The organism is Micromonospora sp. NPDC048909 (assembly GCF_040649635.1).
Taxonomy (GTDB): Bacteria; Actinomycetota; Actinomycetes; order Mycobacteriales; family Micromonosporaceae; genus Micromonospora.
In genome coordinates this window covers 478,500-502,519 of record NZ_JBEZFU010000006.1, presented here as the reverse complement: position 1 = coordinate 502,519, position 24,020 = coordinate 478,500, and the positions used below count along the sequence as shown (strand labels likewise).

The window sequence follows — 24,020 nt, the reverse complement described above, 5'->3', positions numbered from 1 at the left end:
GTTTCGTGCTTCGGGCTCAACGTGGCAGGCGCCGCCGCCTCCGTCGGGGCCCGCCCAACCCAGCGCGCCGGGCGGGCCCCCCCCCCCCCCGCCGGGCCCCCCGCCCCGGTGGAGCGGAGTGTCGGCTCAGGCCTCGGCCGAGCCCTCCTGCAGGTTCTTCACCACGTTCGGGTCGACCGGGACGCCCGGGCCCATGGTGGTGGTGAGGACGACCTTCTTGAGGTACTTGCCCTTCGCCGCGGACGGCTTGGCGCGCAGCACCTCGTCGAGCACCGCGGCGTAGTTGTCCACCAGCTGGCTCTCGGAGAAGGAGGCCTTGCCGATGATCAGGTGCAGGTTGGAGTGCTTGTCCACCCGGAAGGTGATCTTGCCGCCCTTGATGTCCTGCACCGCCTTGGTGACGTCCATGGTCACCGTGCCGGTCTTCGGGTTCGGCATGAGACCGCGCGGGCCCAGGATCCGCGCGATCCGGCCGATCTTGGCCATCTGGTCCGGCGTGGCGATCGCCGCGTCGAAGTCGAGCCAACCACCCTGGATGCGGGCGACCAGCTCGTCGGTGCCCACCTCGTCCGCACCCGCCGCGGCGGCCTCTTCGGCCTTCGCGCCGGCGGCGAAGACGATCACGCGGGCGGTCTTACCGGTGCCGTGCGGCAGGTTGACCACGCCGCGGACCATCTGGTCCGCCTTGCGGGGGTCGACGCCGAGGCGCATGGCGACCTCGACCGTGGCGTCGAACTTGACGTTGGTGGTCTCCTTGGCCAGCTTCACGGCCTCGGCGGGGGTGTAGAGCTTCGACCGGTCGATGACGTCGGCGGCCTTGCGGTAGCTCTTGCTGCGCTGCATGTCTGGTTACTCCTGTGGTCTCTGGCGGGCCGCGGCGTCCGCGCGCCCTCCCACGATCCGTACGGGTCGGTGCTGAGGCGAGGTCAGTCGCTGACGGTGATGCCCATCGAGCGGGCGGTGCCGGCGATGATCTTCTCGGCCTGGTCGAGGTCGTTGGCGTTGAGGTCGGCCATCTTCTTCTCGGCGATCTCACGCAGCTGGGCCCGGCTGACCGAGCCGACCTTCTCGGCCTGCGGGACGCCCGAACCCTTCTGCACACCGGCGGCCTTGATCAGCAGCCGGGCGGCGGGCGGGGTCTTCAGGACGAAGGTGAAGGTCCGGTCCTCGTAGACGCTGATCTCGGCGGGGACGATGTCGCCCCGCTGGGACTCGGTCTGCGCGTTGTAGGACTTGCAGAACTCCATGATGTTCACGCCGTGCTGGCCGAGCGCGGGGCCGACCGGCGGCGCCGGCGTGGCCTGGCCCGCCGGCAGCTGAAGCGTGAACGTCTTGACGAGCTTCTTCTTCGGAGGCATGTCTCTTCCTGGGGCTTGGAGCTTGGGAAAATGCGGCTGACACCGCTCTCGGGGCGCGCACGGTCAGCGCGGTGCGACAGCGGCGACGTTCAAGAGTAGCGCAGGCCGGAACCCGCTCGTTCGCCGAGGTGCGGCGGGCGGACGTACGGCGACGCCGGCGGCGGGCTGAGCCCACCGCCGGCGGCCGGTCAGATCTTGGCTACCTGGTTGAAGTTCAGCTCGACCGGCGTCTCGCGGCCGAAGATCGACACCAGCACCTTGAGCTTCTGCTGGTCGGCGTTGATCTCGCTGATCGTCGCCGGCAGCGAGGCGAAGGCGCCGTCGGTGACGGTGACCGAGTCGCCGACCTCGAAGTCGAGGACCTTGATCTCGGGCTTCGCCTTCTTCTGCTCGGTCTCCACTGCCGGGGCCAGCCACTTGAGGACCTCGTCCAGGGAGAGCGGCGCCGGCCGGTCGGCCCGGTCGGTCGCGCCGACGAAGCCGGTGACCCCCGGCGTGTTGCGCACGCAGGAGTAGGACTCGGCGGTCAGCTCCATCCGGACCAGGATGTAGCCCGGGAAGACCTTCGCCTGGACCTGCGACCGCTTGCCGTTCTTGACCTCGACTTCTTCCCGGGTCGGCACCTCGACCTGGTAGATGTAGTCCTCCATGTCGAGGCTCGTGATCCGGGTCTCGAGGTTGGTCTTGACCTTGTTCTCGTAGCCGGCGTAGGAGTGCACCACGTACCAGTCGCCCGGCGCGTAGCGCAGCTTCTGACGCAGCTCGGCGACCGGGTCGTAGTCCTCGTCCGGCGCGGGCTCGGTGGTCGGGAATTCCGGCTCGCTGGCGGCCTCGACCGACTCGTCGTTCGCCGCCGTCGCCACCGTGGACTGCTCGTCCGCGGGTCCGGCGGTCTCGTCGTACTCAGGCACGCTCGCTCACTTCCGTCACTATCGGCTTGCGGCAGCCGGTCAGCTGGGGTTGCCGAAGACCCACAGCACGCCCTTGGCGAAGCCGAAGTCCAGGACACCCACGATCGTCAGCATCACCGCGACGAAGACGACCACCACCGCCGTGTAGGTCAGCAACTCCTTGCGGGTCGGCCAGATGACCTTACGCAGTTCGGCCACGACCTCGCGGAAGAACCGGGCGATGCGGCCGAACAGGCCCACCCGGTCGGTCTCCGCCCGGGTCTTCGGCCGGCTGTCGGCGGACTCGGCCCGGGCGCGCGACCGGGTCGCGGTGCCACCTCGGGAAACCGGCTCGTCCCCGTCGGTGGCGTCGTCGTCGGCCACGTCGTCGACGACATCGTCGTTCAGGCGGTCGTCGCCGGCGTCCTCGCCGCGCCGCTTGTTCTCGGCCACTTCGCCCTCCGTCGCGGGGTCTTGGTTCCGCACGCCGGGTGGCGTGCGCGGCGTTGGTCACGCCAGCCGGACCAAACCGTCCCGCGACGGGCCGCGGCCGGCGGATCGACCGGTGGGCCCGATGCCTCGGAACCACCCCGTCGATGCCACCACCACGGGCCGGACGCCGCCGTCTCGGCGGCGCGACCCACGGGAACGGTCAGGCCTGAGGCGCAGGGGTGACAGGACTTGAACCTGCAGCCTGCGGTTTTGGAGACCGCTGCTCTGCCAATTGAGCTACACCCCTGTGCGGCAACGCTCGCCCCACCCGACACAGACGGCCGAGCAGGGGTCACTTGCCCCACGGCGGACCAGTGTACGGGTAGCCGCTCGACTTTCCCAACCGGTCCACCCCTCGCGCGTCGGCGAGCCCGCCGGCCGCTGCCCGCCGGGATGGTTCCGACGTTGCCCGACGGGCGTCCGGGCGGCGACCGCCCGGGCCGACCGGTCGGTCAGCGGGCCGTCCGGATGGTCGCTCGAGCCTGCGAGAGCACCTTCTCCCCCAGGCAGGTGGCGGTCACGTCGAGCCGGGTGAGGCCGTCCTCGGTGACCTCGCGTACGACCGCGGTCACCTCGATCTCGGTGCCGTGGTCGTCGTCGGGCACCACGACCGGGCGGGTGAACCGGACTCCGTACTCGACCACCGCGTCCGGGGCGCCGGCCCACTCCGTCACCGCGCGGCCGACCAGGGCCATGGTGAACATGCCGTGGGCGATCACCCCGGGCAGCCCCACCTTGGTGGCGAACCGGTCGCTCCAGTGGATCGGGTTGAAGTCGCCGGACGCGCCCGCGTAGCGGACCAGGTCCGCGCGGGTCACCCGGAACGTCCTGGGTGGCAGCTCCATCTCAGGCCTCCCCGCGTACGACGAGCTTGGACCAGACGGCGACCACCGGCTCGCCGGCGGCGGTGGTGACGTCGGTGCGGGTGGTCAGGAAGCCGTGCCCACCCCGCGTGGTGATGTCCTCGATGGTGTTGACGCAGACCAGCTCGTCGCCGGCGACCACCGGCCGGGTGTACGCGAACCGCTGGTCGCCGTGCACCACCCGGCTGTAGTCGACGCCGAGCGCCGGATCCTCGATGATCTGCCGGTTGGCGGCCATGGTGATCACGAAGGGGAAGGTCGGCGGGGCCACCACGTCGGGGTGCCCGAGCGCGCGGGCGGCTTCCGGATCGTGGTGGGCCGGGTCCGTGGCGCCGATGGCGGTCGCGAACTCGCGGATCTTCTCTCGGCCCACCTGGTAGGGGGCGGTCGGCGGATAGCTCCGGCCGACGTAGGACGGGTCCAGGGACATGCCGCGAACCTACACGGAAACACGATCGCCGATCTGCGCGCCCGGTGGCGGCTGGTGCCGCACCGGTCGATCAGATCGGCGATCGCAGGAGCTTCAGGGGTGGCCGGCGGTGCCGGCCGTTGGTCAGCGGGTCTCGCGGTGGACCGTGTGCCGACCGTCCCGGGGGCAGAACTTCTTCAGCTCGATGCGGTCCGGGTCGTTACGACGGTTCTTGCGCGTGATGTAGTTGCGCTCCTTGCACTCCACACACGCCAAAGTGATCTTCGGCCGGACATCGGTCGCCTTCGCCACGGCGGAGTGCCTTCCTCGCTACGGGTTACAACTACGGCGCATCAGCCTACGCGCGGATGACGCGGACATGCAAAGTGGGCGCCTACGGCGCCCATTCCCACCGACCAACCGGAAAACGCCCGGAGGACGAGAGTAGCGGTGGCCGGACTTGAACCGGCGACACAGCGATTATGAGCCGCTTGCTCTGCCATCTGAGCTACACCGCCGCGGTGGGTCCAGCTGACCCTCGAGCCCCCTTACGGAATCGAACCGTAGACCTTCTCCTTACCATGGAGACGCTCTGCCGACTGAGCTAAGGGGGCCTGCGCGATCTCCCCGTGGGGCGCGCAGAGGTAAGACTACACGGCCCGGGCCGGCAGGTGAAATCGGATCCCCCACCGGGGAATATGCGCAGGTCAGGGCACGACACGCAGGCGCGGCAGCTCCGCGCCGGAGATCGTTTCCGGGTCGATCTGGGCGCCGAACCACGCCTCCAGGCGCTCGTACGGCAGCGGCCGGCTGAACAGGAAGCCCTGCCCGATCTCGCACCCGATGTCCTGGAGCAACTCCAGGGTCAGCTCGCTCTCCACGCCCTCGGCGACCACGGCCAACCCGAACTGCTGGGACAGGGTGACCACCGCGTTGACGATCGCCAGATCGCCCGGGTCGGTCGCCATGCCCTCGACGAAGGAGCGGTCGACCTTCACCTCGTGCACCGGCAGCCGCCGCAGGTGGGCCAGGGACGAGTCGCCGGTGCCGAAGTCGTCCACCGAGAGGCGTACGCCCAGGTCGCGCAGCCGGCGCAGGGTGGGGATCGGGCGGTCCGTGCCGTCGAGCACGCCGGCCTCGGTGATCTCCAGGGTGAGCCGCTGCGGGGGCACCCCGTACTCGGTGAGCAGCTCCTGGACCCGGTCCGGGAAATGCTGGTCGGTGAGCGTCCGTGGCGAGAGGTTCACCGCGACCGAGAGCGGCTGGTCGGCCTGGGCCCAGTCCCGGCTGCGCCGCAGCCCTTCCCGGAGCACCACCTCGGTGAGCCGGTCGAGCTGCCCGGTGTGCTCGGCCACCGCGACGAAGTCCTCCGGGGCCACCGTCCCGTGGGTCGGGTGCTCCCACCGGGCCAGGCACTCCACCCCGACCAGCCGGCGGTCCCGCAGGGTGACCTTGGGCTGGAAGTAGACCTCCAGCTCGCCGTCGTCCAGCGCCCGGCGCAGGTCGCCGGCGAGGCCGAGGCGTCGCAGCGACCGGGACTCCAGGGCCGGGTTGAACAGCTGCACGCTGCCCGGGACCGACTTCGCCGCGGTCGCGGCCAGGTCGACCCGTTGCAGCAGGGTCGCCGCGTCGCTGCCGTGATCCGGGTGTACGGCGACCCCGACCGCGGTGTCCACGTCCAGGGTGAGCGCGTCGAAGACCATCTCGTCGCGGATCTGCTCGCGTAGTTGGGCGGCCAGCTCCAGCGCCGCCTCGGCGCTCTCCAGCCGCATGGTCACCAGGAACTCGTCGCCCCCGGCCCGGCCGACCAGGGCCGACGACGGTGCCGAGGCGCGCAGCCGGTTGGCCACCTCGGCGAGAACCTTGTCGCCGGCGGCGTGGCCGAGCGACTCGTTGACCTGACGCAGCCCGTCGACGTCGAAGAGGAGCAGCGCGACCACCTCGCCGGGTGCCCGGATCTTTACCGACTCGTCGAGCGCGCCGGTGATCCGCCGCCGGTTGGGCAGCTTGGTGAGGCCGTCGTGGTAGGCGTCGTGCCGCAACCGGTCGACCAGCCGGGAGTTCTCCAGGGCGACCGCGGCGTGCGCGGCCACCGTCTCGAAGATCGGAATGTCACCGGGGGCGAAGTGCCCGATGTCGCTCAGACGGTTGGCCACCTCGAGCGTGCCGATCACCGCCTGGCCGGACCGGAGCGGCACGACGATGGCGTCCTTGATCTGGCGGGCACTGATCTCGCCACGCAGAGCCGTCTCGTCTCCCAGCAGCCGCCCCATGGAGACGGTCTTCGCCAGGTCGCGCGCCTGCTGGCGGACGATCGCCGGGGTCGGCGCGACGTCGAGCAGCCCGGGCGCGTCGACGCGGGCGGTCAACAGCACCTCGGGATGCCGCCCCTGCGCGGGCAGCCAGAGCGTCGCGGACTCGGCCTGCATGAGGGCACGGACCCGGTCGAGGAGGACGTCGGCGAGCGAGCCCTCCGCACCGCTGGTCGTGATGACCCGGGAGAGCTCGTACATGCCGGTCAGCGTGCGGTGCTGCCGGAAGAACTGGGCGTAGGACCGGTAGACCAGCGCGAGGGCGGCGAAGAGGGCGCCCAGCAGCAGGGCCGACCACCAGGTGGTCTTCAGTGCGATCAGCACGAGCAGACCGACCGAGGCGTTGATCGACGTGGTCAGGAAGACCGACGGGGTCGTGCGAAGGGCTTCCCGGCCCGCCTGCCAGCCCTGCAGGAGCACGTGTACGCCGACCACCGAGACCAGACTGACCAGGGTGATCATGTTGACCGCGAGGAACAGGCTTCCCCACGTGCCGGGACCGACCCCCTTCAGCGGCGGCAGACCCTGGAGCAGCAGGCTGGCCAGCGACGTCGCCGCGGCAGCCCGAGCGACGTTGAACCAGAACTTGGCGGGCGCGAACCGCTGCGAGGCACTCCAGATCAACGAGGCGAGCGTGTAGATCAGGACCACCGTGAGTGGCGGCAGGAAGAAGAGGGCCACCACCAGCGGAATCTCGGTGAGCGTCACACCGACGGACTGACGCCGGACGACGAAGTTCAGCACCGGAATGCTGATGCCCGCCATCGCGAGGAAGATCAGGAACGCCAGCCCCCACTCGCCGAAGGGCTGGTCGGAGAGAACGCTGATCGCGGTGGAACAAACGACCGCAATCAACGCAAGTGGACCAGTGATCAGCCAGGCGTGGTCCGTGGACTTCCGTCGTTGGTCACGCCTCGACATACCGCTCCCCCTGAGAGACGCCGTCACCCGCGATGCCGTCGCGGGCGACGGCGCGCATTAGCGGAGGGTGCCCGCGCCCCACACGACGTCGGTCAGCTGAACGTTCTCGGCACCGGGGGCGAAGTCGGCACCGAACAGTCCACCGAGGACGGCGGCAAGCACGAGGAGCGAGCCAAGCAGTCGGCCCAGCTTTCGACCAGACATGTTTGCTCCTGTCAGAGAAGTGTCACGGGGATGGTGGAGGTTCCACGATCGTGCCATACGGAGCGTGTGCTGAAAAGCGGCGCGGACACGGCTCGCCCAGGCGTCGACATCGTCGCACCATTCGGACCGCGAGCGTTGCCGCGCCGGGCCAGATCACGGGCCTGACGGCGCGGCGGAGTGCGTCATCCAGCGCCTGTTACGACCTTCAGCACATATCGCCTCGGCGACTCGGGCGGTCCCCAAACGCGCCCTGCCCGGTCACCCTCTGTCACGAGCTCTGCCAATCCCCGTCGATTTCCCCGTAACCCGAACATCGACCACCATACTCGGTCCAGGCAACAACGCTAGGGGGTCATAACGGGAAACGGGGTCCTTACGGACACCCGAGCGGCGAGCCCGCCGGAGCGCGCCGGTCGACAGGCGCAGGAGCCGGCGGGGCGACCCCCACACGAGTCGCCGGGTGGCCGGGGAGCTGCCAGGTCGCGGGTAAGCCGGGGCGGGTCAGAACCCCCGACTCGACGACGATCACGGGTGCCGAACAGATCTCCCACGACCAAACTCGGCCGTACTGGACGAAAACGGCCCCGGAGTGCGTTTCCGCAGCTCACGGGGCCATCTCTGCACCTGGTGGCGGGTAGAGGATTCGAACCTCTGTAGCTTTCGCGACGGATTTACAGTCCGCTCCCATTGGCCGCTCGGGCAACCCGCCAGGGCACCCCACCGCGTCGGAACGCGGCGGCGGAAGCAAGGATAGCGGCTCCACCCGGCGGTGGCGCAACCGGGTACCGTCAGAGGGTCGTGCCGCTGGTCAGCGGGCGACGGCAGCCCAGAGACCGACCGGACAGCAGGAGCATGAGCATGGCAGCTAACCCGTCGTTCGACATCGTCAGCAAGGTCGAGCACCAGGAGGTCGACAACGCCCTCCGCCAGGCTGAGAAGGAGCTCGCGACGCGGTTCGACTTCCGGGGCACCGGCGCCGAGATCTCCTGGTCGGGCGATGAGGCGATCAGCCTCCAGGCCGAGACTGAGGAGCGGGTGCGGGCCGCGCTTGACGTCTTCAAGGAGAAGTTGGTCAAGCGGAACATCTCGCTGAAGTCCCTCGACGCGGGCGACCCGCGGTCGTCCGGCAAGATTTTCAAGATCGACTGCAAGGTCATCCAGGGCATCGACTCCGACAAGGCCAAGGCGATCGGCAAGAAGATCCGCGACGAGGGCCCGAAGGGCGTCCAGGCGCAGATCCAGGGCGACCAGCTTCGGGTCACCGGCAAGAAGCGGGACGACCTCCAGGCCGTGATCGCGCTGCTCAAGGGCGAGGACTTCGGCGTGGCCCTCCAGTTCACCAACTACCGGTAACGAGGCCCCGGCTGGCCTGGCCATCGGGCCGGCCACGCCTCGTCACCTGGGTGATGCCGTCACCAGCGGTCGTCGTTGGTCGCTCCCCGATCGGCCTCCGACGGCCCGGTGACGGCCTGGCAATGGACGTCCAGCCTTGATCGCGCCGGTGGTCGCCCACTCGGTCCCTCGGAGCGGTCGCCTGCCCGTCAGGCCGACTCCTGCACCGCCCTCCGCCGTCGCAGTTCTGCACGCGTGAACCAGGCAGGCCCACCGAGCGAGGCGAGCAAGATCCAGCCCGCGGGGTTCGTCGGGGCGATCAACAACGCGACCACAGCGGCAACCGCGCCAAGTGCCCCGAAGATCCACATCCTGCGAAGTGGGATCGCCTGGGGCGATCGGGGCTCGGCCCGGTGGGCAGGTTCGGGCCGTCGAAGGTCATGAGTTGATCCTCGTAGGGAGCTCCGCGCTGCGTCAACGTACGACCGGGTGCAGGCCACCGCAGGAACGACGTGCTTCCCGCGCTGACACCGGGCCTACTCTGCCCCACCCGAGAACTCATATAGTCGGGCGGTGACCATGGAACAGGTCCGGCAGGCCTACGCGTCCGTCGCAGAGCTCTACATCGGGCTGTTCGGTACGAGCCAGCAGGTACACGCCGACGACCTCGCCTTCATCGGGCGGCATCTGGCGGGCCGGCCTGGCGCGGTGCTCGACCTGGGCTGCGGGCCTGGCCACCTCACCGATCACCTTCGATCGCTGGGCGCCGACGCAACGGGAATCGACCTGGTCCCCGAGTTCGTCGCCCACGCGCAGGCAGCCCACCCGGGCGGCAGCTACCAACTCGGGTCGTTCGAAGATCTCGCCGTTGCCGACCACTGCGTCGCCGGCGTCCTGGCCTGGGGCTCGTTGATTCATCTGCCGCCGCAGGATCTCGACGGCGTGCTCGCCGAGCTCCGGCGAGTAATGGCCCCGGCCGGAAGGTTGGTCGTTGCCATCTTCGTCGGTGACGAGGTCGCGGCCTTCGACCACAAGGTCATTACTGCCTATCGCTGGCCCGTCGACGAATTCTCGGAGCGACTGGCGCGAGCTGGCTTCGCGGAAGTCGAGCGCCTGCAGCGGCCGAGCGAGGGCCCTCATCGACCGCACGCTGCCATCGCGGCAATCGCAACCGCAGGGTGAGCTGAGCCCGCTCGCCGTCCAGCCGTGGCGTTTGCGCAGCGCGAGCGGTCAGGCGGGAACGGGCTCCTCCAGGCGTACCGCTGTCGCCTCCGCCCGGGCGATCGGACCGGCGGGCAGCGCGGCGACCGCGGCCCCGACGGCGACCGCCGCCCCGGCGAAGAGGAACGCCCAGGGCACGCCGCCGTCGTGGTCGACGATCAGCCCGGCCACCGAGCCGCCGGCCGCGCTCGCCGCCACCGACATGGTGACCACCCAGGTGTACGCCTCGTTCAGCATGCCGGCCGGCGCGATCCGGCCGACCAGCGTGTTCTCCAGGGTGAGCGCGGGCGCGATGGTGGCACCGCCGACGACCAGCGCGATGCCCAGGGCCAACGGGGTCGGCATCAACGCGAAGACGGCGAAGCTGCCGGCCAACGCGGCGAGCAGCCAGGCGAACTGCCGGGTCATCCGTGCCGCCGGCTTGCGTACCCCGAACCAGAACCCGCCGACCGCGCTGCCGATACCCCAGACGGCCAGCAACAGACCGGCCAGGCTCTCCGGATCGTCGGCGGCGTAGTTGCCGGCGAAGGCTGGCACGATCACCCCGGCCGCGCCGAACGCGATGCCCAGGCTGGCGACGCAGACCAGCAGGGCCGGGAAGCCGGCGACCCGCAGCGGACCGAGCCCCCGGGCATGGTGCTCCCGGGCGTGCGGCTGCCACCCGCGCATCACCCGGCCGAGCGCCACCGCGATGGTGCCGACGAGGGTGAACACGGCCGCGCCCACCAGCGCGGCGGCGGCGTCGGCGACCAGCACGAAGCCGGCCACCAGGAGCGGGCCGAGCACGAAGACGAGCTCGAAGAGCGAGGTCTCCGCGGCCAGCGCGGTGTTGCGCAGGTGGTACCGGCCGGAGGTGAGGGCTGTCAGCTCGTTCCAGGCGCCGCGGATCGCGGCGGTCAGCGGCGGGTACGTCGCGCCGGCGACGCCGGCGGCGAGGTAGATCCCGGCCAGTCCGTCGGCGCCGGCGCGGCTCGCCAACAGGAGCCCGACCAGGGCCAACGGGTGTGCGACGGCGGTGGCGAGCAGCACCGGGCTGGGGCCGACCCGGTCGGCGATCCGGCCGGCGACCGGGCTCAACGCGGCGCCGGCGATCGCGTAGATCCCGCCGGCCACGGCGGCCAGCGAGTATCGCCCGGTCACCTGCTCGACCACCAGCAACAGCGCCAGCGGGGTCATACCGATCCCGAGCCGCCCGATGATGCCGGTGATCAGCAGCATCGGCGCGCCGGGAATTCGCCAGACACCCAGATATTGGCGCAGCGCGGCCACCCGAACCTCCCGGCTGTAATGAGCGTAAGACGTTTCGACCCTAACGCCGCGGGTCGTACGGATGAAGCGTTTATCGGCCCCGACACAGTGCTCCGCCCGCACCCGGCGGACCGGGTGCGGGCGGAGTGGGTGGGTTCTGTCGGGTCAGCGCTGGTACTGCACCGGGCTGACGGAGCCGGCCATCTGCTCCAGCCGGGCGACCCGGTCCTCCATCCGCGGGTGGGTGGAGAAGAGCGCCGCCACGCCGCCGCCCCGGAACGGGTTGGCGATCATCAGGTGCGCGGTGCTGGTGAGCTGGCCCTGGGCCGGCAGGGGCCGGCGGCGGGCCACCGCGTCGATCTTGCGCAGCGCGCTGGCCAGGGCGAGCGGATCGCGGGTCAGCGCGGCACCCGAGGCGTCCGCCTGGAACTCGCGGCTCCGGCTGATCGCCAACTGGATCACCGTGGCCGCGATCGGGCCCAGGATGATGGTCAGCAGCAGCACGGCCGGGTTCGGCGCGTCCTCGTCGTCCCCGCCGCCCAGCGGGATGAAGAAGGCGAGGTTGGCCAACGCGGTGATGATGCCGGCCAGGCCGGCCGCCACGCTGGAGATGAGAATGTCCCGGTTGTAGACGTGGGACAGCTCGTGCCCGATCACCCCGCGCAGCTCGCGGTAGTCGAGGACCTCGGTGATGCCCTGGGTGACGCAGACCGCCGCGTGCTGCGGGTTGCGACCCGTGGCGAACGCGTTGGGCTGGGCGGTGGGGCTGACGTAGAGCCGCGGCATCGGCTGCCGGGCCTCCGTCGCCAGCTCACGCACCATCCGGTACAGCTCGGGGAATTGCGCCTCGGTGACCGGTTGCGCCCGCATCGACCGCAGGGCGAGCTTGTCGGAGAAGAAGTAGCTGAACCCGTTCATCAGCAGGGAGATGGCAACTGCGATGACCAGTCCGCCACTGCCGCCGAACCAGTAGCCCACCGCCAGGATCAGCGCGGTGAGCAGGCCGAGCAGCGCGGTGGTCTTGAGACGGTTGTGGTGCACGATCACTCCTTCGGTGCACGGATCGCCGGGATCCGTCGACCGGTACAACACACCGGTACCCGCCAACCATCCGTCGTATGGCTGAGAGATCGCTGGGAGCGTGCCCGATTCGGCGTTCAGCGGGCGGCGAGATCCAGCACGAGCTGCGGGGCGAACCCAAGCACCACGGCGGCCACAGTCGCCACAGCCAGCACGGCGGCCACCACCCGGGCGGGCGACGCCGCGACGGAGGTCACACCCGCCGGCGCCGGGGGCGCGTAGAGGCGGGCGGCCAGCCGCAGGTAGTAGGCGAGGCCGACGACCGCGTTCAACGCCACCACCAGCGCGAGCCAGCCGGCCCCGCCGTCCAGCAGCGAGCGCACCACCGTCACCTTGGCGAAGAGGCCGGCCAGGCCGGGCGGCAACCCGGCCAGCCCGATCAGCGCCAGCGCCAGGCCGGCGCCGAGCCACGGGTGGCGGCGGGCCGCGCCACGCAGGTCGTCGAGGGTGCCGCCGTCGGCGTCCGCCGGGCGCAGGGCGGTCACCCCGGCGAACGCGGCGAGCTCCAACAGCACGAAGAAGACGGCGTACGCGACCGCGGCCGCGTACGCGCCGACCCGCGCCTCGTCGGTGCGGCCCGCGGCCAGCGCCAGCGCGCCCAGCGGGGCCAGGATGTAGCCGGCCTGGGCCACCGAGGACCAGGCGAGCAGCCGGACGGTGCGCCGCTGGCGCAGCGCCACCAGGTTGCCGACCGTCATCGTGAGCACCGCGAGCAGGGCGAGCACCGGGCCGGTCCGGTCGGCCGGCAGCGCCGTCCCGACCACCGCGAGCAGCGCCACCACGCCGCCCAGCTTCGACGCTGTCGACAGGTACGCGGCCACCGGCAGCGGCGCGCCGTCGTAGGTGGCCGGCGCCCAGGCGTGGAACGGCACGGCGGCGACCTTGAACGCCAACCCCAGCACCAGCAGCGCCACCGCCGCCGTGGTCAGCGGCAGGTCGAGCAGCTCCGGCCGCTCGTCCAGCGCCGCGCCGAGCCGGCCCAGGTGCAGCCCGCCGGTGACCGCGTAGAGCAGCGCCGCGCCGAGCAGACTCAGCGCGGTGGCCACCACGCTGACCACGAAGAAGGTGACCGCCGCCTCGGCGCTGGCCACGCTGCCCCGGCGCAGCCCGACCAGCACGTAGAGCGGCAGCGTCAACGTCTCCAACGCCACGATCAGGGTGATCAGATCACCGGCCGCGCCGAGCACCACGCCGCCGGTCATCGAGCAGGCGAGCAGGAAGGCGTACTCCCCCGCCGGCGCCCGGCCGGCCCGCAGGTGCCCGCCGGAGAGCCCGAGCACCCCCAGGGTGAGCAGCGCGAACACCGCGCCGACCAGGGCCGCCCGGCCACCGAAGACGAAGGAGCAGTCACCGCCGACGCAGAACGTCCGCCGCTCCCCGCCGGCACCGACCAGCGCCGCGCCGAGCGCGGTGGCGAGCGCGCCCGCGGCGGCCACCGCCAGCGTGGCTCGCGGCCGGGCCAGCACCAGGTCGGTGACGAGCACCAGCACGGCGGTGCCGGCGGCCAGGTAGGCCGGAAGCAGCGCCACGTTGTCCACGCTCTGCACCACGCTCTGGCTCACGGAAGCACCACCTTCACCAGGGCGTCGACCGGGGCCTCGGCGACCCCGAGCACCAGGGCCGGGGCCAGCCCGATGGCCAGCGCGAGCAGCACCAGCGGCACCCAGGCGGTCAACTCCGCGCCGGCCAGGCCGGGGGTGAGCCGGCCGACCGCCGGGCTCGGCCGGCCGTGGGTGACCTGGCGCAGCAGGCGCAGGAAGTACGCGGCGGTGAGCGCCCCACCCACCGCGGCCAGGGCGGCGAGGGTGGTCCAGAGCCCGCCGCCCACCTCGACGGCGGCGATCACCGCGAACGCCTCACCCCAGAAACCGGCCAGGCCGGGCAGGCCCAGCGAGGCGATCGCGGCGAACCCGAGCAGCCCGGCGAGCCGGGGGGCGGTCTCCCGCAGCCCGGAGAGGTCGGCGAGCGCTCCGGAATGGGTGCGGTCCTTCACCGCGCCCGCCAGGAAGAAGAGCAGGCCGGTGATCACCCCGTGCGCCACATTGCCGATCAGCGCCGCCTGGATGCCGGTGGTGGTCAGGGTGGCGACGCCGAGCAGCACGAAGCCCATGTGCCCCACGCTGGAGTACGCGATCAGCCGCTTCAGCTCGTCCTGAGCGAGACAGACCAACGAACCGACCAGGATCGCCGCCACGGCGAGCACACCGAGCACCGGCGCGGCCCAGCGGGCGCCCTCCGGAGCCACCCCGACCGCCACCCGGATCAGCCCGTACGTGCCCATCTTCAGCAGCACCCCGGCGAGCACCACGCTGCCCACCGTGGGCGCCTGGGTGTGCGCGTCCGGCAGCCACGAGTGCAAGGGCCAGAGCGGACTCTTCACCGCGAAGGCCAACGCGAAGAGGGTGAACGCGGCGAGCTGGGTGCCCCGGGACAACCCGGTGCCCCCGGTCAGCGCCACGATGTCGGCGGTGCCGGCGGCGGCGACCACCACGTAGACGCCGACCAGCAGCAGCACCGAGCCGAAGAGGGTGTAGAGCGCGAACTTGCGGGCAGCCCGCCGCCGATCCTCGCCGCCCCAACCGGCGATCACCGCGTACATCGGCAGCAGGACGACCTCGAAGAAGAGGAAGAAGAGCACCAGGTCCAGGGCGAGGAAGGTGCCCAGGATGCCGACCTCGACCACCAGCAGCAGCGCCACCAGCGCCCGGCCGCTGCCGCCGGCCGGCACCCGCCAGAGGCTGTAGCCGCAGCAGAGCAGGGTGAGCAGTGCGGTCAGCACCACCAGCGGATAGGAGATGCCGTCCACCCCGAGGTGGAAGCTCAGGTCCAGGCCGGGCACCCAGGAGAGGTCGAGCTGGTGCCACGGGCGTACCGCCGGGGCGGTCGCGGACCAGGCGAACCAGCCCCGGTCGCCGACGGCCAGCGGGGCCGCCGCGAGCAGGGTGAGGCCGGCGGCCACCGTGCCGACCAGCCGGGCGGCCCGGTCGCCGGGCGTCGCGACCACCGCGACCGCGCCGAGCGCCGGCACCGCCAGGACCGCGACCAGCAGGAACTCTCCTAAACTCATGAGACCCCTCCGATCAGGGCGGCGGCCAGGCCGATCAGCAGCGCGCCGGCCAGCACCGCGGCGGCGGCCCGGGGCAGCGCCGCGCGGTGCAGCGCGGCCAGCCCAGCGCCGAGCCCGGAGGCGGCCCGGCCGCTCCCCTCGACCACGCCGTCCACCACCACCTCGTCGCCGGCTCGCACCCAGCCGGCGAACGCCCGGGTGGGGCGTACCACCAGGGCGTGCTGGAGGTCGTCGAGCCGGAACGCGGCCGCGAAGACCGGCCGCAGCGGACCCAGCGCGGTCGCCGGGTCGGCGGTCCGGTCGCGGCGCCAGCGGGCCCAGGCCAGCCCGGCGCCGAGCACCAGCAGCGCCAGTGGCAGCAGCACGGCGGGGGTCAGATGGACCAGCCCCTCCGCCGGGAGGAGATCCGACGGGTGCCCCGGGGTCGCCACCTCGGCCGGTTGCAGGCGGTCGGCGAACGGGCCGGCGAACCCGGCCAGGCCGAGCAGCGCGGCCGGCACCGCGAGCAGCAGCAGCGGCCAGCGCAGCGTGCCCGGTGGGTCGTGCGGGTGGACCAGCGGCTCCCGGGTCTCGCCGAGGAAGGCGCGCAGCAGCAGTCGGGTGGCGTACCAGGCGGTGACCGCGACGCCGACCAGCCCGGCGAGCCAGACCAGCCAGCCGAGCCAGGACGGGGTGGGGCCGTCGCCGTGCAGCGCGGCGGCCTGCGCCACCGCGAGCACGCCGTCCTTGCTCCAGAAACCGGCGAGCGGCGGCAGCCCGGCCAGCGCGCCGAGGCCGACCACCGTGCACCAGAAGGTGACCGGCATGCTGCGGCGCAGCCCGCCCATCTGGGACATCAGCGTGGTGCCGACCGCGTGGATCACCGCGCCGGCGGCGAGGAAGAGCAGCGCCTTGAACGCGGCGTGGGTGAGTAGGTGGAACAGCGCGGCCGCCGGAGAGCCGACGGCGAGCGCGCCGGTCATGTAGCCGATCTGGGAGACCGTCGACCAGGCGAGCACCCGTTTGATGTCGTCCTGCGCGGTGGCCGCCAACGCCCCGAGCAGCAGGGTGATCGAGCCGAGTACGCCGAGCACGGTCAGCGCGACGGGGGCCGCCACGAAGAGCGGGTAGAGGCGGGCGACGGCGTACACCCCGGCGGCGACCATGGTGGCGGCATGGATGAGGGCGCTGATCGGCGTCGGGCCGGCCATCGCGTCGGGCAGCCAGGTGTGCAGCGGGAACTGGGCGCTCTTGCCGGCCACCCCGGCGAGCAGCAACAGGCAGGCGGCGGTGAGCGTGCCGGGAGAGTAATCGTGGGCCAGCACGTCGGCGATCCGGAAGCTGCCGGCGGAGACGCCGAGCAGCGCGATGCCGAGCAGGAAGCCGACGTCACCCACCCGGGTCACCAGGAACGCCTTCATCGCGGCGGCGGGCGCCTCCGGCAGCCTCCGGTCGTGCGCGATGAGCAGGTAGGAGCAGAGGCCCATCACCTCCCAGCCGACCAGCAGCATGATCAGGTCGCCGGCGACCACCACCAGCAGCATCGCGCCGGTGAAGAGGCTGATCTGGGCGGCGTACGGCGGGTAGCGGTGGTCGACGTCCACGTCGTCGTGCGGGCCGCGCTTGAGGTAGCCGATCGAGTAGACCTGCACGGCGAGCGCGACCGCGGCGACCGCTACCGCGACGAGCGCCGCGGCACCGTCCAACCGCACCCCGAGGGTCACCGTCAACCCGCCGAGGTCGACCCAACCGGTGGCCGCCTCGACGGGCGCGTCCAGGGTGGCCAGCAGCGCGACCGCCAGGGCCAGCGCGCCGGCCGCGCCGGCTACCCCGAGGGTGATCGCCGCCCGCCGCGCTCGCTGCTCACCCCGGGCCGGGTCGGCACCGCCGTGGGCCGCCAGGCCGCGCGGCGACGGCGGCAGCAGCAGACCGAGCAGCCCCGCCACCAGCGGTACGGCCGGCAGCAGCGCACCGAGCAGGGTGGTCTTGCTCACCGTTCCTCCCGTGCCTCAGCTGCCCCGGTGCCCGTGCGCCCGCCCGGCGGCGGCGCGCCGACGGCGGTGCGGACCGGAGTCGGCTCCTCGGCCCGGGTCGGCCCCTCGGTCAGCGGGATCTCGTCGACCGCGACGGTGGCCCGAAGCCGGTAGAGCTGGAGCACGATGGCCAGGCCCACGCCGACCTCGGCGGCGGCCAGCACGATCACGAAGAGCGCGAAGACCTGCCCGCTGTGCGGCAGCGCCGCCCGTACCGTGGCGTCGGCGGTGACCAGGATCAGGTTGACCGCGTTGAGCATCAGCTCGACGGCGATCAGCACCAGCACCGCGTTGCGGCGGCGCAGCACGCCGAAGACGCCCAGGCCGAAGAGGAGCGCCGCGGTGACGTACGGGATGACCGGCCTCACCGCGACCGCCCGATGTCCGGCCGGGAGAGCACCACCGCGCCGACCAGGGCGGCGAGCAGCAGCACGGAGAGCACCTCGAAGGGCAGCACCCAGGTGCGGAAGAGCTGGCCGCCGAGCCGCTCGGCGGTGCCCGCCTCGGGCAGGTCCACCGCCGTCCAGCGGTAGGCGTCGACCAGCAGCGCGGCCAGGCCCAGCCCGGTGCCGCCGCCGATCAGCGCGGCCGGCCAGCCGGGCCGGTCCAGATCGTCGGAGGGGCCGATCGGCGCCCGGGTGAGCATCACCGCGAAGAGCAGCAGCACCACCACCGCGCCGACGTAGATCAGCACCTGCACCCAGGCCACCAGCTCGGCGGTGAGGACCAGATAGTCGCCGGCCAGCGCACCCAGGCAGACGACCAGGTAGAGGCCGGCCCGGACCAGGTGTTTCGTGGTCACCACCAGCACACCCGAGCCGACCGCCACCGCGCCGAGGGCGAGCAGCAGCACGTCCGCACCGGTCATGGAGTCGCCTCGCCGGACGCGCCGGGCTCGGGGCGTACCGTCGGCGCGGCGGGCCGGGCGGCGGGGACGGCGGCCTTACGCGCGGCGCTGGTCTCCTCCTTGGCCGGTTCGCCGTTCGGGTCGTGCGCCGGCGGCGGCGGTACGGTGGCCATCCACTGCCCCAGGTGGTCCTTGTCGTGCAGCAGGTCCTTGATGTCGTACTCGGCGTACTCGAATTCGGGTGACCAGTAGAGCGCGTCGAACGGGCAGACCTCGATGCAGATGCCGCAGTACATGCAGAGCGAGAAGTCGATGTCGAACTTGTCGAGCACGTTGCGCTGGCGAGGACGGGCGGCGCCGGGCACCGCCACCTCCTCCTTGTGCGAGTCGATGTAGATGCACCAGTCCGGACACTCGCGGGCGCAGAGCATGCAGACCGTGCAGTTCTCCTCGAGCAGCGCGATCACCCCACGGGAGCGGGGCGGCAGCTCGGGGGCGACGTCCGGGTACTGCTGGGTGGTGGAGCGCCGGGTCATCGTCTTCAGCGTGACCGCCAGCCCCTTGACCAGCCCCGCGCCGGGCAGGCCGCGGTCAGCGGCGCCGTCGTCCGGTGCGCTGTGTTCGCTGGGGTCGCTCATGTCGACCATCCTGCCCTGTACCCCCGGCGCGCGCGACCACCACCCGTCGGTCAACGGCGGTACCGTGGGCCTGGGGAGAACGACGCACTTGGAAGGACCCGCCCATGACCGCCGCGCTGCAGAGCGACTACCCGCCCGAGGGCGGGTGGACGACAGACGATCTGGACGCGCTGCCGGAGGACGGCCGTCGCCGGGAACTGCTCGATGGCGTGCTGCTGATGTCCCCCTCCCCCACCCGCACGCACCAGACCATCGCGATGCGTCTTGGTGTCGCGCTCGAAGCGGAGTGCCCCGACGCGTACGACGTCACCCAGGGGGTCGAGGTACGGATCAACCGCACCCGCTCCTTCATTCCCGACGTGCTGGTGACCACTTCCGCCGCGGCGGCGCGCGAACCGTCGAGGTACGAGCCGCACGAGGTGGTGCTCGCCGTCGAGATCGTCTCCCCGAGCACCCGCTCGATCGACCGGGTGTTGAAGCCGGCGCTCTACGCCCAGGCCGGCATCCCGTACTACTGGCGGGTCGAGCCGGAGGATGGCGCGCTGGAGGTCGTCACGTACCGGATCGACGCGGTGAACGAGGTCTACACCGAGACCGGGTGGTGGACGAAGTTCGTCGACACCGGCGAGCCGTTCCCGATCAACCTGCCGATCAGCCGGATCACGCCCCGGGCCCGGTGACGCCCCCTGGCGGCGGGAGCATCTCGACGCCGAGCTGTTGCAGGAGCTGGAACAGCTCGTTGCAGCTCCACACGTCGACGATCAGGCCGGCGTCGTCGAACCGCAGGAAGGTCGCCCCGGAGTAGCTGACCACCTGCCCGGTCGGCGGCACCGGCCCGAACTGCCCGGTCTGGGTGCCGGCGGCCCGCCAGTGCACGGCCACCCGACCGCCGCCGGTGACCACGTCCACGATCTTGTAGCGCAGATCCGGGAAGGCCGCCCGACGCTCCCGGTGCCAGGCCAGGGTCGCCGCCGGCCCGGTGCCGCCGAGCCCCGGGCAGTCCGGGCCGACCAGCTCGTACGCGGTCTCTTCCCGGCCGGCGTTCCACACGTCGGCGATGAAGCGTCGGGCTGCCGCCTCCACATCGGTCATCCGGGCAGCGTAGTCACCGGCGGCCCGGCCGGACGGCCGGAGATCCGCCATGATGGGACGCAGAGGCGGACGAGCGAGGAGACGACGTGGGCGACGAGACGGGCGGGAAGTACGTCGAGCCGGGTGGGGAGTTCACCCGGGACCAGCGCTACATCGCGACCCGGATCACCGCCGACGGGCGGGACGGGTTTCCGGTCACGCCGGGCAGATACCGGTTGGCGGTCAGCCGCGCCTGCCCGTGGGCGAACCGGTTGATCATCGTGCGCCGGCTGCTCGGCCTGGAGGACGCGCTCTCCATGGCGGTCGCCGGTCCCACCCACGACGCCCGGAGCTGGACGTTCGACCTGGACCCGGGCGGCCGGGATCCGGTGCTCGACATCGAGCGGCTGGCCGAGGCGTACTTCGCCCGGTTCCCCGGCTACGACCGGGGCATCACCGTGCCGGCGATCGTGGACGTGCCGACCGGGCAGGTGGTGACCAACGACTACGCGCAGATGAGCCTGGACCTCAGCACCGAGTGGACCGCCTACCACCGCGACGGCGCGCCGGAGCTCTACCCGGAGCGGCTGCGCGACGAGATCGACGAGGTCAACGCGGTGGTGTTCCGGGACGTCAACAACGGCGTCTACCGGTGCGGGTTCGCCGGCAGCCAGGAGGCGTACGAGTCGGCGTACCGGCGGCTCTTCGAGCGGCTGGACTGGTTGACCGAGCGGCTGCAGGACCAGCGCTACCTGATGGGCGACGCGATCACCGAGGCGGACGTGCGGCTCTTCACCACGCTGGTCCGCTTCGACCCCGTCTACCACGGGCACTTCAAGTGCAACCGCAGCAAGCTCACCGAGATGCCGGTGCTCTGGGCGTACGCCCGGGACCTGTTCCAGACGCCCGGCTTCGGGGACACCATCGACTTCGACCACATCAAGCGGCACTACTACGAGGTGCATCGGGACATCAACCCGACGGGGGTGGTCCCGCTCGGGCCGGACCTGTCGAACTGGCTCACCGCGCACGGCCGGGAGTCGCTCGGCGGCCGCCCCTTCGGCGACGGCACCCCACCTCCGCCGCCACCCACCGCGGAGCAGGTGGACCCGGCCCACACTCCCCTGCGCTGATCCCGGCGCAGCCGCGCCGGGTGCCGGGGTCAGAGGGCCAGGCGGACGGCGGTGGTCAGGACCAACTGGGCCAGCGAGGCGGGGACCAGGACCAGCCAGCAGAGGCGCTGGAGCTGGTCCTCGCGCAGTCGCGGGTACGACACCCGGAGCCAGATGATCAGGAACGCGACGGCGAAGACCTTGAGCAGGGTCCAGAGCCAGCCGAGCTGGGCGTCGGCGAACGGGCCCTGCCAGCCGCCGAGGAAGAGCACGGTGGTGAGCGCGGCGATGACCACGATGCCGACGTACTCGGCGAGCAGGAAGAACGCGAAGCGCAGCCCGGTGTACTCGGTCATGTAGCCGAAGACCAGCTCGGAGTCGGCCACCGGCATGTCGAACGGTGGCCGGCGGATCTCGGCCAGCCCGGCGACGAAGAAGACGATCATGGCTGGCGCCTGCCAGAGCAGCCACCAGGGCTGCCACGCCTCGACGATGCCGGAGAGGCTGAGCGTGCCCGCGGCCATCGCCACCGAGGCGGCGGCCAGCACCAACGGCAGCTCGTAGCCGAGCAGTTGGGCGGCGCCGCGGAGCCCGCCGAGCAGGCTGTACTTGTTGGCCGAGGCCCAGGCCGACATCAGCACGGCCAGCACCCCGACGCCGACCACCGCGAGCACGAAGAAGAGCCCGATGTCGAGCGGCTGGCCGACCAGGTCGTCCGGGCCGAGCGGGATGACCAGCAGCACGAGCAGGTACGGCAGCAGGGCGATCGCCGGGGCCAGCCGGAAGACCGCCCGATCCGCCTCGCGCGGGGTCACGTCCTCCTTCTGCACGAACTTGACCCCGTCAGCGATCAGCTGCGCCCAGCCGTGGAAACCGCCCGCGTACATCGGGCCGAGCCGGCCCTGCATGTGCGCCATCACCTTGTGCTCGGCCTGCCCGACCAGCAGCGGCAGGGTGAGGAAGGCGACCAGCACGCCGCCCACCCGGATCACCAGCTCCAGCCAGAGCGGCATCAGGCCGTACCTCCCTCGTCGGCGGGCCGCTCGGCGTCGCCCGCCGCCGGCTGGCCGGGGCGCGCCGGACGGGCGCCCGGGGCCGGCCGGGCCGGCCGCTCCCGGGCCGGGCGGGCCGGGGTACCGCCGCGCGGTCCCTCCCCCACGTTGCCGGCACCCGCCGGGGTGGGGGTCGTGCCCCACTCGCCCGGCGCGGGCACGCCCGGCGGGCGGATCGGCCGCCGGCCGCCGCCGGCCTCCGACTCGCCCGGTTCCTTGGCGCCCGGCCAGGGCTTGGCCACCCGGGAGGCCAGCACGAACTCCTTGCGCAACGGGTGGCCCTCGAACTCCGGCGGCAGCAGCAGCGGGAGCAGCCCGTCGTGGCCGGCGAAGTCGATGCCGAACATCTCGTGCGTCTCCCGCTCGTGCCAGGCGGCACCCGGGTAGACGTCGACCACCGAGGGCACGACGGGCGCCTCCCGCGCCACCCGGGCCCGTAGCAGGACGCCGTGCCGGTGACGGGTCGACCAGAGGTGCGCCACCACGTCGAACCCCTCGGCCAGCTCGTCGACGGCGGAGAGCCAGTCGAAGTAGTCGCAGGCCAGCTCCGCGTCGTCGCGGGCGGTCCGCAGCGCCTCCCGCCAGTCCGCCGCCGGCACGTCGACAGTGGCCCGGGCGTGCCGCTGGCCGCCGGAGACCGACGGGGTGGCCTCGGCCGGCGCGAGCAGCGTCGCCATCCGGCGGCCGACCTCTTCCGGAGTCATGCCGCTGATCCTAGGGCGTGTCTCCCGGATCTCGTCGAGCCGAGACGAGGCCCGGACGACGCCCGGCTGGGTCGGCCCGCCCGTGGGCCATCTGCCGCTTTGCCGGGCGGAAGCCGGGCCGGCAGGCCAAGATGAGACACGTGCGCGCCGTGACTGTGACCCCCGGGGTCGCCGACTCCCTGGAACTGGTCGACGACCATCCGGAGCCGGTGGCCGAAGAGGGCGGGGTCCTGGTCCAGGCCCTGGCCGTCGGGGTCTGCGGGACCGACCACGAGATCGTCGCGGGCGAGTACGGCGAGGCGCCGCCCGGCAGGTCGCGCCTGGTGATCGGGCACGAGTCGCTGGGCCGGGTGATGGAGGACCCGACCGGCAGCCTGCAACCGGGCGACCTGGTGGCCGGCATCGTGCGCTACCCGGACCCGGTGCCCTGCCCGAACTGCGCGGTCGGGGAGTGGGACATGTGCCGTAACGGCCAGTACACCGAGCACGGCATCAAGGCGCTGGACGGCTTCGCCCGGGACCGCTGGCGGGTGCCGCCCCGGTTCGCGGTACGGCTGGACCCGGCCCTCGCGCAGGTCGGGATGCTGCTCGAACCGACCAGCGTGGTGGCGAAGGCGTGGGACCACATCGAACGGATCGGGCACCGCGCCGAGTGGCAGCCGCGCAGCGTGCTGGTGACCGGTGCCGGGCCGATCGGCCTGCTCGCCGCGCTGCTCGCCAGTCAGCGCGGGCTGTCCGTGCACGTGCTGGACCGGGCCACCAGCGGACCCAAGCCGGAGCTGGTGCACGCGCTGGGCGCGACCTACCACTCGGTGCAGGTCAACGACCTCGACTTCGAGCCGGACGTGGTGCTCGAGTGCACCGGGGCGCCGAAGGTGGTGCTCGACGTGATGTGCAAGGCCGCGCCGACCGGCATCGTCTGCCTCACCGGCGTCTCCAGCGGCGGCCGGTCCATCGACTTCGACGCCGGCGCGCTCAACCGGGCGCTGGTGCTGGAGAACAACGTGGTCTTCGGCTCGGTCAACGCCAACCGACGGCACTGGGATCTGGCCGCGGAGGCGCTGGCCCGGGCCGACCAGTACTGGCTCAGCTCGCTGATCAGTCGCCGGGTGCCGGCTTCGCGGTTCCGCGATGCGTACGTTCCGGGGCCGGACGACATCAAGGTGGTGCTGGACTTCGCCGCCTGA

The 24,020-nt window shown here is 72.1% G+C and carries 25 protein-coding genes and 4 tRNA genes; 5 read left to right on the top strand and 24 right to left on the bottom strand.

Annotated features, from left to right (window positions below; all coding sequences use genetic code 11):
• Positions 1-126: 126 nt before the first annotated feature.
• The 13 genes from rplA to AB0C04_RS19945 all read right to left on the bottom strand — a co-directional run bounded on the left by rplA (position 127) and on the right by AB0C04_RS19945 (position 8,158).
• Positions 127-843: a 50S ribosomal protein L1 gene (gene rplA, locus AB0C04_RS20005; protein ID WP_350875472.1), complete on the bottom strand. Its 717-nt coding sequence runs from the start codon at positions 841-843 to the stop codon at positions 127-129.
• Positions 844-926: 83 nt separating this feature from the next.
• The gene (rplK, locus tag AB0C04_RS20000) at positions 927-1,358 is read right to left on the bottom strand and encodes a 50S ribosomal protein L11 (protein WP_350875474.1); all 432 of its coding nucleotides are present in this window, start codon (positions 1,356-1,358) and stop codon (positions 927-929) included.
• A 188-nt stretch (positions 1,359-1,546) separates the two neighbouring features.
• Entirely contained in the window at positions 1,547-2,269 is a 723-nt protein-coding gene (gene nusG, locus AB0C04_RS19995) for a transcription termination/antitermination protein NusG (RefSeq protein ID WP_350875476.1), read from the bottom strand.
• Between the two features lie 39 nt (positions 2,270-2,308).
• Positions 2,309-2,701, bottom strand: a complete 393-nt coding sequence (gene secE / locus AB0C04_RS19990; protein ID WP_350875478.1) for a preprotein translocase subunit SecE — start codon at positions 2,699-2,701, stop codon at positions 2,309-2,311.
• 213 nt (positions 2,702-2,914) lie between these two features.
• Positions 2,915-2,987, bottom strand: a tRNA-Trp gene (locus tag AB0C04_RS19985).
• A gap of 205 nt (positions 2,988-3,192) precedes the next feature.
• Positions 3,193-3,585, bottom strand: a complete 393-nt coding sequence (locus AB0C04_RS19980; protein ID WP_350875480.1) for a MaoC family dehydratase — start codon at positions 3,583-3,585, stop codon at positions 3,193-3,195.
• Position 3,586: 1 nt separating this feature from the next.
• Positions 3,587-4,033, bottom strand: coding sequence for a MaoC family dehydratase N-terminal domain-containing protein (locus AB0C04_RS19975; protein ID WP_350875482.1), 447 nt, complete (start codon positions 4,031-4,033; stop codon positions 3,587-3,589).
• 123 nt (positions 4,034-4,156) lie between these two features.
• Positions 4,157-4,324: a 50S ribosomal protein L33 gene (rpmG, locus tag AB0C04_RS19970; RefSeq protein ID WP_007073056.1), complete on the bottom strand. Its 168-nt coding sequence runs from the start codon at positions 4,322-4,324 to the stop codon at positions 4,157-4,159.
• A 133-nt stretch (positions 4,325-4,457) separates the two neighbouring features.
• Positions 4,458-4,530 (bottom strand) — tRNA-Met (locus AB0C04_RS19965).
• 23 nt (positions 4,531-4,553) lie between these two features.
• Positions 4,554-4,626: transfer RNA gene (locus AB0C04_RS19960), tRNA-Thr, on the bottom strand.
• A 93-nt stretch (positions 4,627-4,719) separates the two neighbouring features.
• A complete protein-coding gene (locus AB0C04_RS19955; protein ID WP_357056506.1) occupies positions 4,720-7,245 on the bottom strand; it encodes a bifunctional diguanylate cyclase/phosphodiesterase in 2,526 nt (841 codons plus the stop codon).
• Between the two features lie 57 nt (positions 7,246-7,302).
• On the bottom strand, positions 7,303-7,449 hold the full coding sequence (locus AB0C04_RS19950) for a hypothetical protein (RefSeq protein ID WP_357056503.1): 147 nt from the start codon (positions 7,447-7,449) through the stop codon (positions 7,303-7,305).
• A gap of 625 nt (positions 7,450-8,074) precedes the next feature.
• Positions 8,075-8,158: transfer RNA gene (locus AB0C04_RS19945), tRNA-Tyr, on the bottom strand.
• Positions 8,159-8,307: 149 nt separating this feature from the next.
• Here AB0C04_RS19945 and AB0C04_RS19940 point away from each other — a divergent pair.
• Both AB0C04_RS19940 and AB0C04_RS19935 read left to right on the top strand, forming a co-directional pair.
• Positions 8,308-8,802, top strand: coding sequence for a YajQ family cyclic di-GMP-binding protein (locus AB0C04_RS19940; RefSeq protein WP_350875490.1), 495 nt, complete (start codon positions 8,308-8,310; stop codon positions 8,800-8,802).
• A 552-nt stretch (positions 8,803-9,354) separates the two neighbouring features.
• The gene (locus tag AB0C04_RS19935; RefSeq protein ID WP_357056499.1) at positions 9,355-9,963 is read left to right on the top strand and encodes a class I SAM-dependent methyltransferase; all 609 of its coding nucleotides are present in this window, start codon (positions 9,355-9,357) and stop codon (positions 9,961-9,963) included.
• A 48-nt stretch (positions 9,964-10,011) separates the two neighbouring features.
• Here AB0C04_RS19935 and AB0C04_RS19930 read toward each other — a convergent pair whose 3' ends face one another.
• The 8 genes from AB0C04_RS19930 to AB0C04_RS19895 form a co-directional block, all read right to left on the bottom strand.
• A complete protein-coding gene (locus tag AB0C04_RS19930) occupies positions 10,012-11,271 on the bottom strand; it encodes an MFS transporter (RefSeq protein WP_357056496.1) in 1,260 nt (419 codons plus the stop codon).
• Between the two features lie 144 nt (positions 11,272-11,415).
• On the bottom strand, positions 11,416-12,291 hold the full coding sequence (gene htpX / locus AB0C04_RS19925; RefSeq protein WP_357056493.1) for a zinc metalloprotease HtpX: 876 nt from the start codon (positions 12,289-12,291) through the stop codon (positions 11,416-11,418).
• Positions 12,292-12,407: 116 nt separating this feature from the next.
• Positions 12,408-13,892, bottom strand: coding sequence for a proton-conducting transporter membrane subunit (locus tag AB0C04_RS19920; protein WP_357056490.1), 1,485 nt, complete (start codon positions 13,890-13,892; stop codon positions 12,408-12,410).
• Positions 13,889-15,397 (bottom strand): NADH-quinone oxidoreductase subunit M, encoded by a 1,509-nt coding sequence (locus tag AB0C04_RS19915; protein ID WP_357056487.1) that lies wholly within the window; start codon positions 15,395-15,397, stop codon positions 13,889-13,891. Before AB0C04_RS19915 ends, AB0C04_RS19920 begins: the two co-directional genes overlap by 4 nt.
• A complete protein-coding gene (locus tag AB0C04_RS19910) occupies positions 15,394-17,370 on the bottom strand; it encodes an NADH-quinone oxidoreductase subunit L (RefSeq protein ID WP_357056484.1) in 1,977 nt (658 codons plus the stop codon). The genes AB0C04_RS19915 and AB0C04_RS19910 overlap by 4 nt, the downstream gene beginning before the upstream one ends.
• Positions 17,367-17,777 (bottom strand): NADH-quinone oxidoreductase subunit NuoK, encoded by a 411-nt coding sequence (gene nuoK / locus AB0C04_RS19905; RefSeq protein ID WP_357056481.1) that lies wholly within the window; start codon positions 17,775-17,777, stop codon positions 17,367-17,369. Before nuoK ends, AB0C04_RS19910 begins: the two co-directional genes overlap by 4 nt.
• Positions 17,774-18,277 carry an NADH-quinone oxidoreductase subunit J gene (locus AB0C04_RS19900; protein ID WP_357056478.1) on the bottom strand — a complete coding sequence of 168 codons (504 nt, stop codon included), beginning with the start codon at positions 18,275-18,277 and terminating at the stop codon, positions 17,774-17,776. Before AB0C04_RS19900 ends, nuoK begins: the two co-directional genes overlap by 4 nt.
• Positions 18,274-18,903, bottom strand: coding sequence for an NADH-quinone oxidoreductase subunit I (locus tag AB0C04_RS19895; protein WP_357056586.1), 630 nt, complete (start codon positions 18,901-18,903; stop codon positions 18,274-18,276). The genes AB0C04_RS19900 and AB0C04_RS19895 overlap by 4 nt, the downstream gene beginning before the upstream one ends.
• 95 nt (positions 18,904-18,998) lie before the next feature.
• On the opposite strand from AB0C04_RS19895, the gene AB0C04_RS19890 reads away from it, so the two are divergent.
• Positions 18,999-19,574 (top strand): Uma2 family endonuclease, encoded by a 576-nt coding sequence (locus AB0C04_RS19890; RefSeq protein WP_357056475.1) that lies wholly within the window; start codon positions 18,999-19,001, stop codon positions 19,572-19,574.
• Here AB0C04_RS19890 and AB0C04_RS19885 read toward each other — a convergent pair.
• Positions 19,555-19,986 carry an ester cyclase gene (locus tag AB0C04_RS19885; protein ID WP_357056472.1) on the bottom strand — a complete coding sequence of 144 codons (432 nt, stop codon included), beginning with the start codon at positions 19,984-19,986 and terminating at the stop codon, positions 19,555-19,557. The genes AB0C04_RS19890 and AB0C04_RS19885 overlap by 20 nt on opposite strands.
• Positions 19,987-20,072: 86 nt before the next feature.
• Between AB0C04_RS19885 and AB0C04_RS19880 the strand changes: the two genes are divergently transcribed.
• Positions 20,073-21,098, top strand: coding sequence for a glutathione S-transferase C-terminal domain-containing protein (locus AB0C04_RS19880; RefSeq protein ID WP_357056469.1), 1,026 nt, complete (start codon positions 20,073-20,075; stop codon positions 21,096-21,098).
• Between the two features lie 29 nt (positions 21,099-21,127).
• Here AB0C04_RS19880 and AB0C04_RS19875 read toward each other — a convergent pair whose 3' ends face one another.
• The gene (locus tag AB0C04_RS19875) at positions 21,128-22,090 is read right to left on the bottom strand and encodes a complex I subunit 1 family protein (protein ID WP_357056465.1); all 963 of its coding nucleotides are present in this window, start codon (positions 22,088-22,090) and stop codon (positions 21,128-21,130) included.
• Positions 22,090-22,833: an NADH-quinone oxidoreductase subunit C gene (locus AB0C04_RS19870; RefSeq protein WP_357056461.1), complete on the bottom strand. Its 744-nt coding sequence runs from the start codon at positions 22,831-22,833 to the stop codon at positions 22,090-22,092. The genes AB0C04_RS19875 and AB0C04_RS19870 overlap by 1 nt, the downstream gene beginning before the upstream one ends.
• Positions 22,834-22,973: 140 nt before the next feature.
• On the opposite strand from AB0C04_RS19870, the gene AB0C04_RS19865 reads away from it, so the two are divergent.
• Positions 22,974-24,020 (top strand): glucose 1-dehydrogenase, encoded by a 1,047-nt coding sequence (locus AB0C04_RS19865; protein ID WP_357056458.1) that lies wholly within the window; start codon positions 22,974-22,976, stop codon positions 24,018-24,020.

Bases quoted from the DNA above. Each gene is read 5' to 3' on its own strand.
- rplA (WP_350875472.1), bottom strand. From the start codon at position 843: ATGCAGCGCAGCAAGAGCTACCGCAAGGCCGCCGACGTCATCGACCGG.
- rplK (WP_350875474.1), bottom strand. From the start codon at position 1,358: ATGCCTCCGAAGAAGAAGCTCGTCAAGACGTTCACGCTTCAGCTGCCG.
- AB0C04_RS19980 (WP_350875480.1), bottom strand. From the start codon at position 3,585: ATGGAGCTGCCACCCAGGACGTTCCGGGTGACCCGCGCGGACCTGGTC.
- AB0C04_RS19975 (WP_350875482.1), bottom strand. From the start codon at position 4,033: ATGTCCCTGGACCCGTCCTACGTCGGCCGGAGCTATCCGCCGACCGCC.
- AB0C04_RS19955 (WP_357056506.1), bottom strand. From the start codon at position 7,245: ATGTCGAGGCGTGACCAACGACGGAAGTCCACGGACCACGCCTGGCTG.
- AB0C04_RS19950 (WP_357056503.1), bottom strand. From the start codon at position 7,449: ATGTCTGGTCGAAAGCTGGGCCGACTGCTTGGCTCGCTCCTCGTGCTT.
- AB0C04_RS19940 (WP_350875490.1), top strand. From the start codon at position 8,308: ATGGCAGCTAACCCGTCGTTCGACATCGTCAGCAAGGTCGAGCACCAG.
- AB0C04_RS19915 (WP_357056487.1), bottom strand. From the start codon at position 15,397: ATGAGTTTAGGAGAGTTCCTGCTGGTCGCGGTCCTGGCGGTGCCGGCG.
- AB0C04_RS19900 (WP_357056478.1), bottom strand. From the start codon at position 18,277: ATGACCGGTGCGGACGTGCTGCTGCTCGCCCTCGGCGCGGTGGCGGTC.
- AB0C04_RS19895 (WP_357056586.1), bottom strand. From the start codon at position 18,903: ATGGTCGACATGAGCGACCCCAGCGAACACAGCGCACCGGACGACGGC.
- AB0C04_RS19890 (WP_357056475.1), top strand. From the start codon at position 18,999: ATGACCGCCGCGCTGCAGAGCGACTACCCGCCCGAGGGCGGGTGGACG.
- AB0C04_RS19885 (WP_357056472.1), bottom strand. From the start codon at position 19,986: ATGACCGATGTGGAGGCGGCAGCCCGACGCTTCATCGCCGACGTGTGG.
- AB0C04_RS19875 (WP_357056465.1), bottom strand. From the start codon at position 22,090: ATGCCGCTCTGGCTGGAGCTGGTGATCCGGGTGGGCGGCGTGCTGGTC.
- AB0C04_RS19870 (WP_357056461.1), bottom strand. From the start codon at position 22,833: ATGACTCCGGAAGAGGTCGGCCGCCGGATGGCGACGCTGCTCGCGCCG.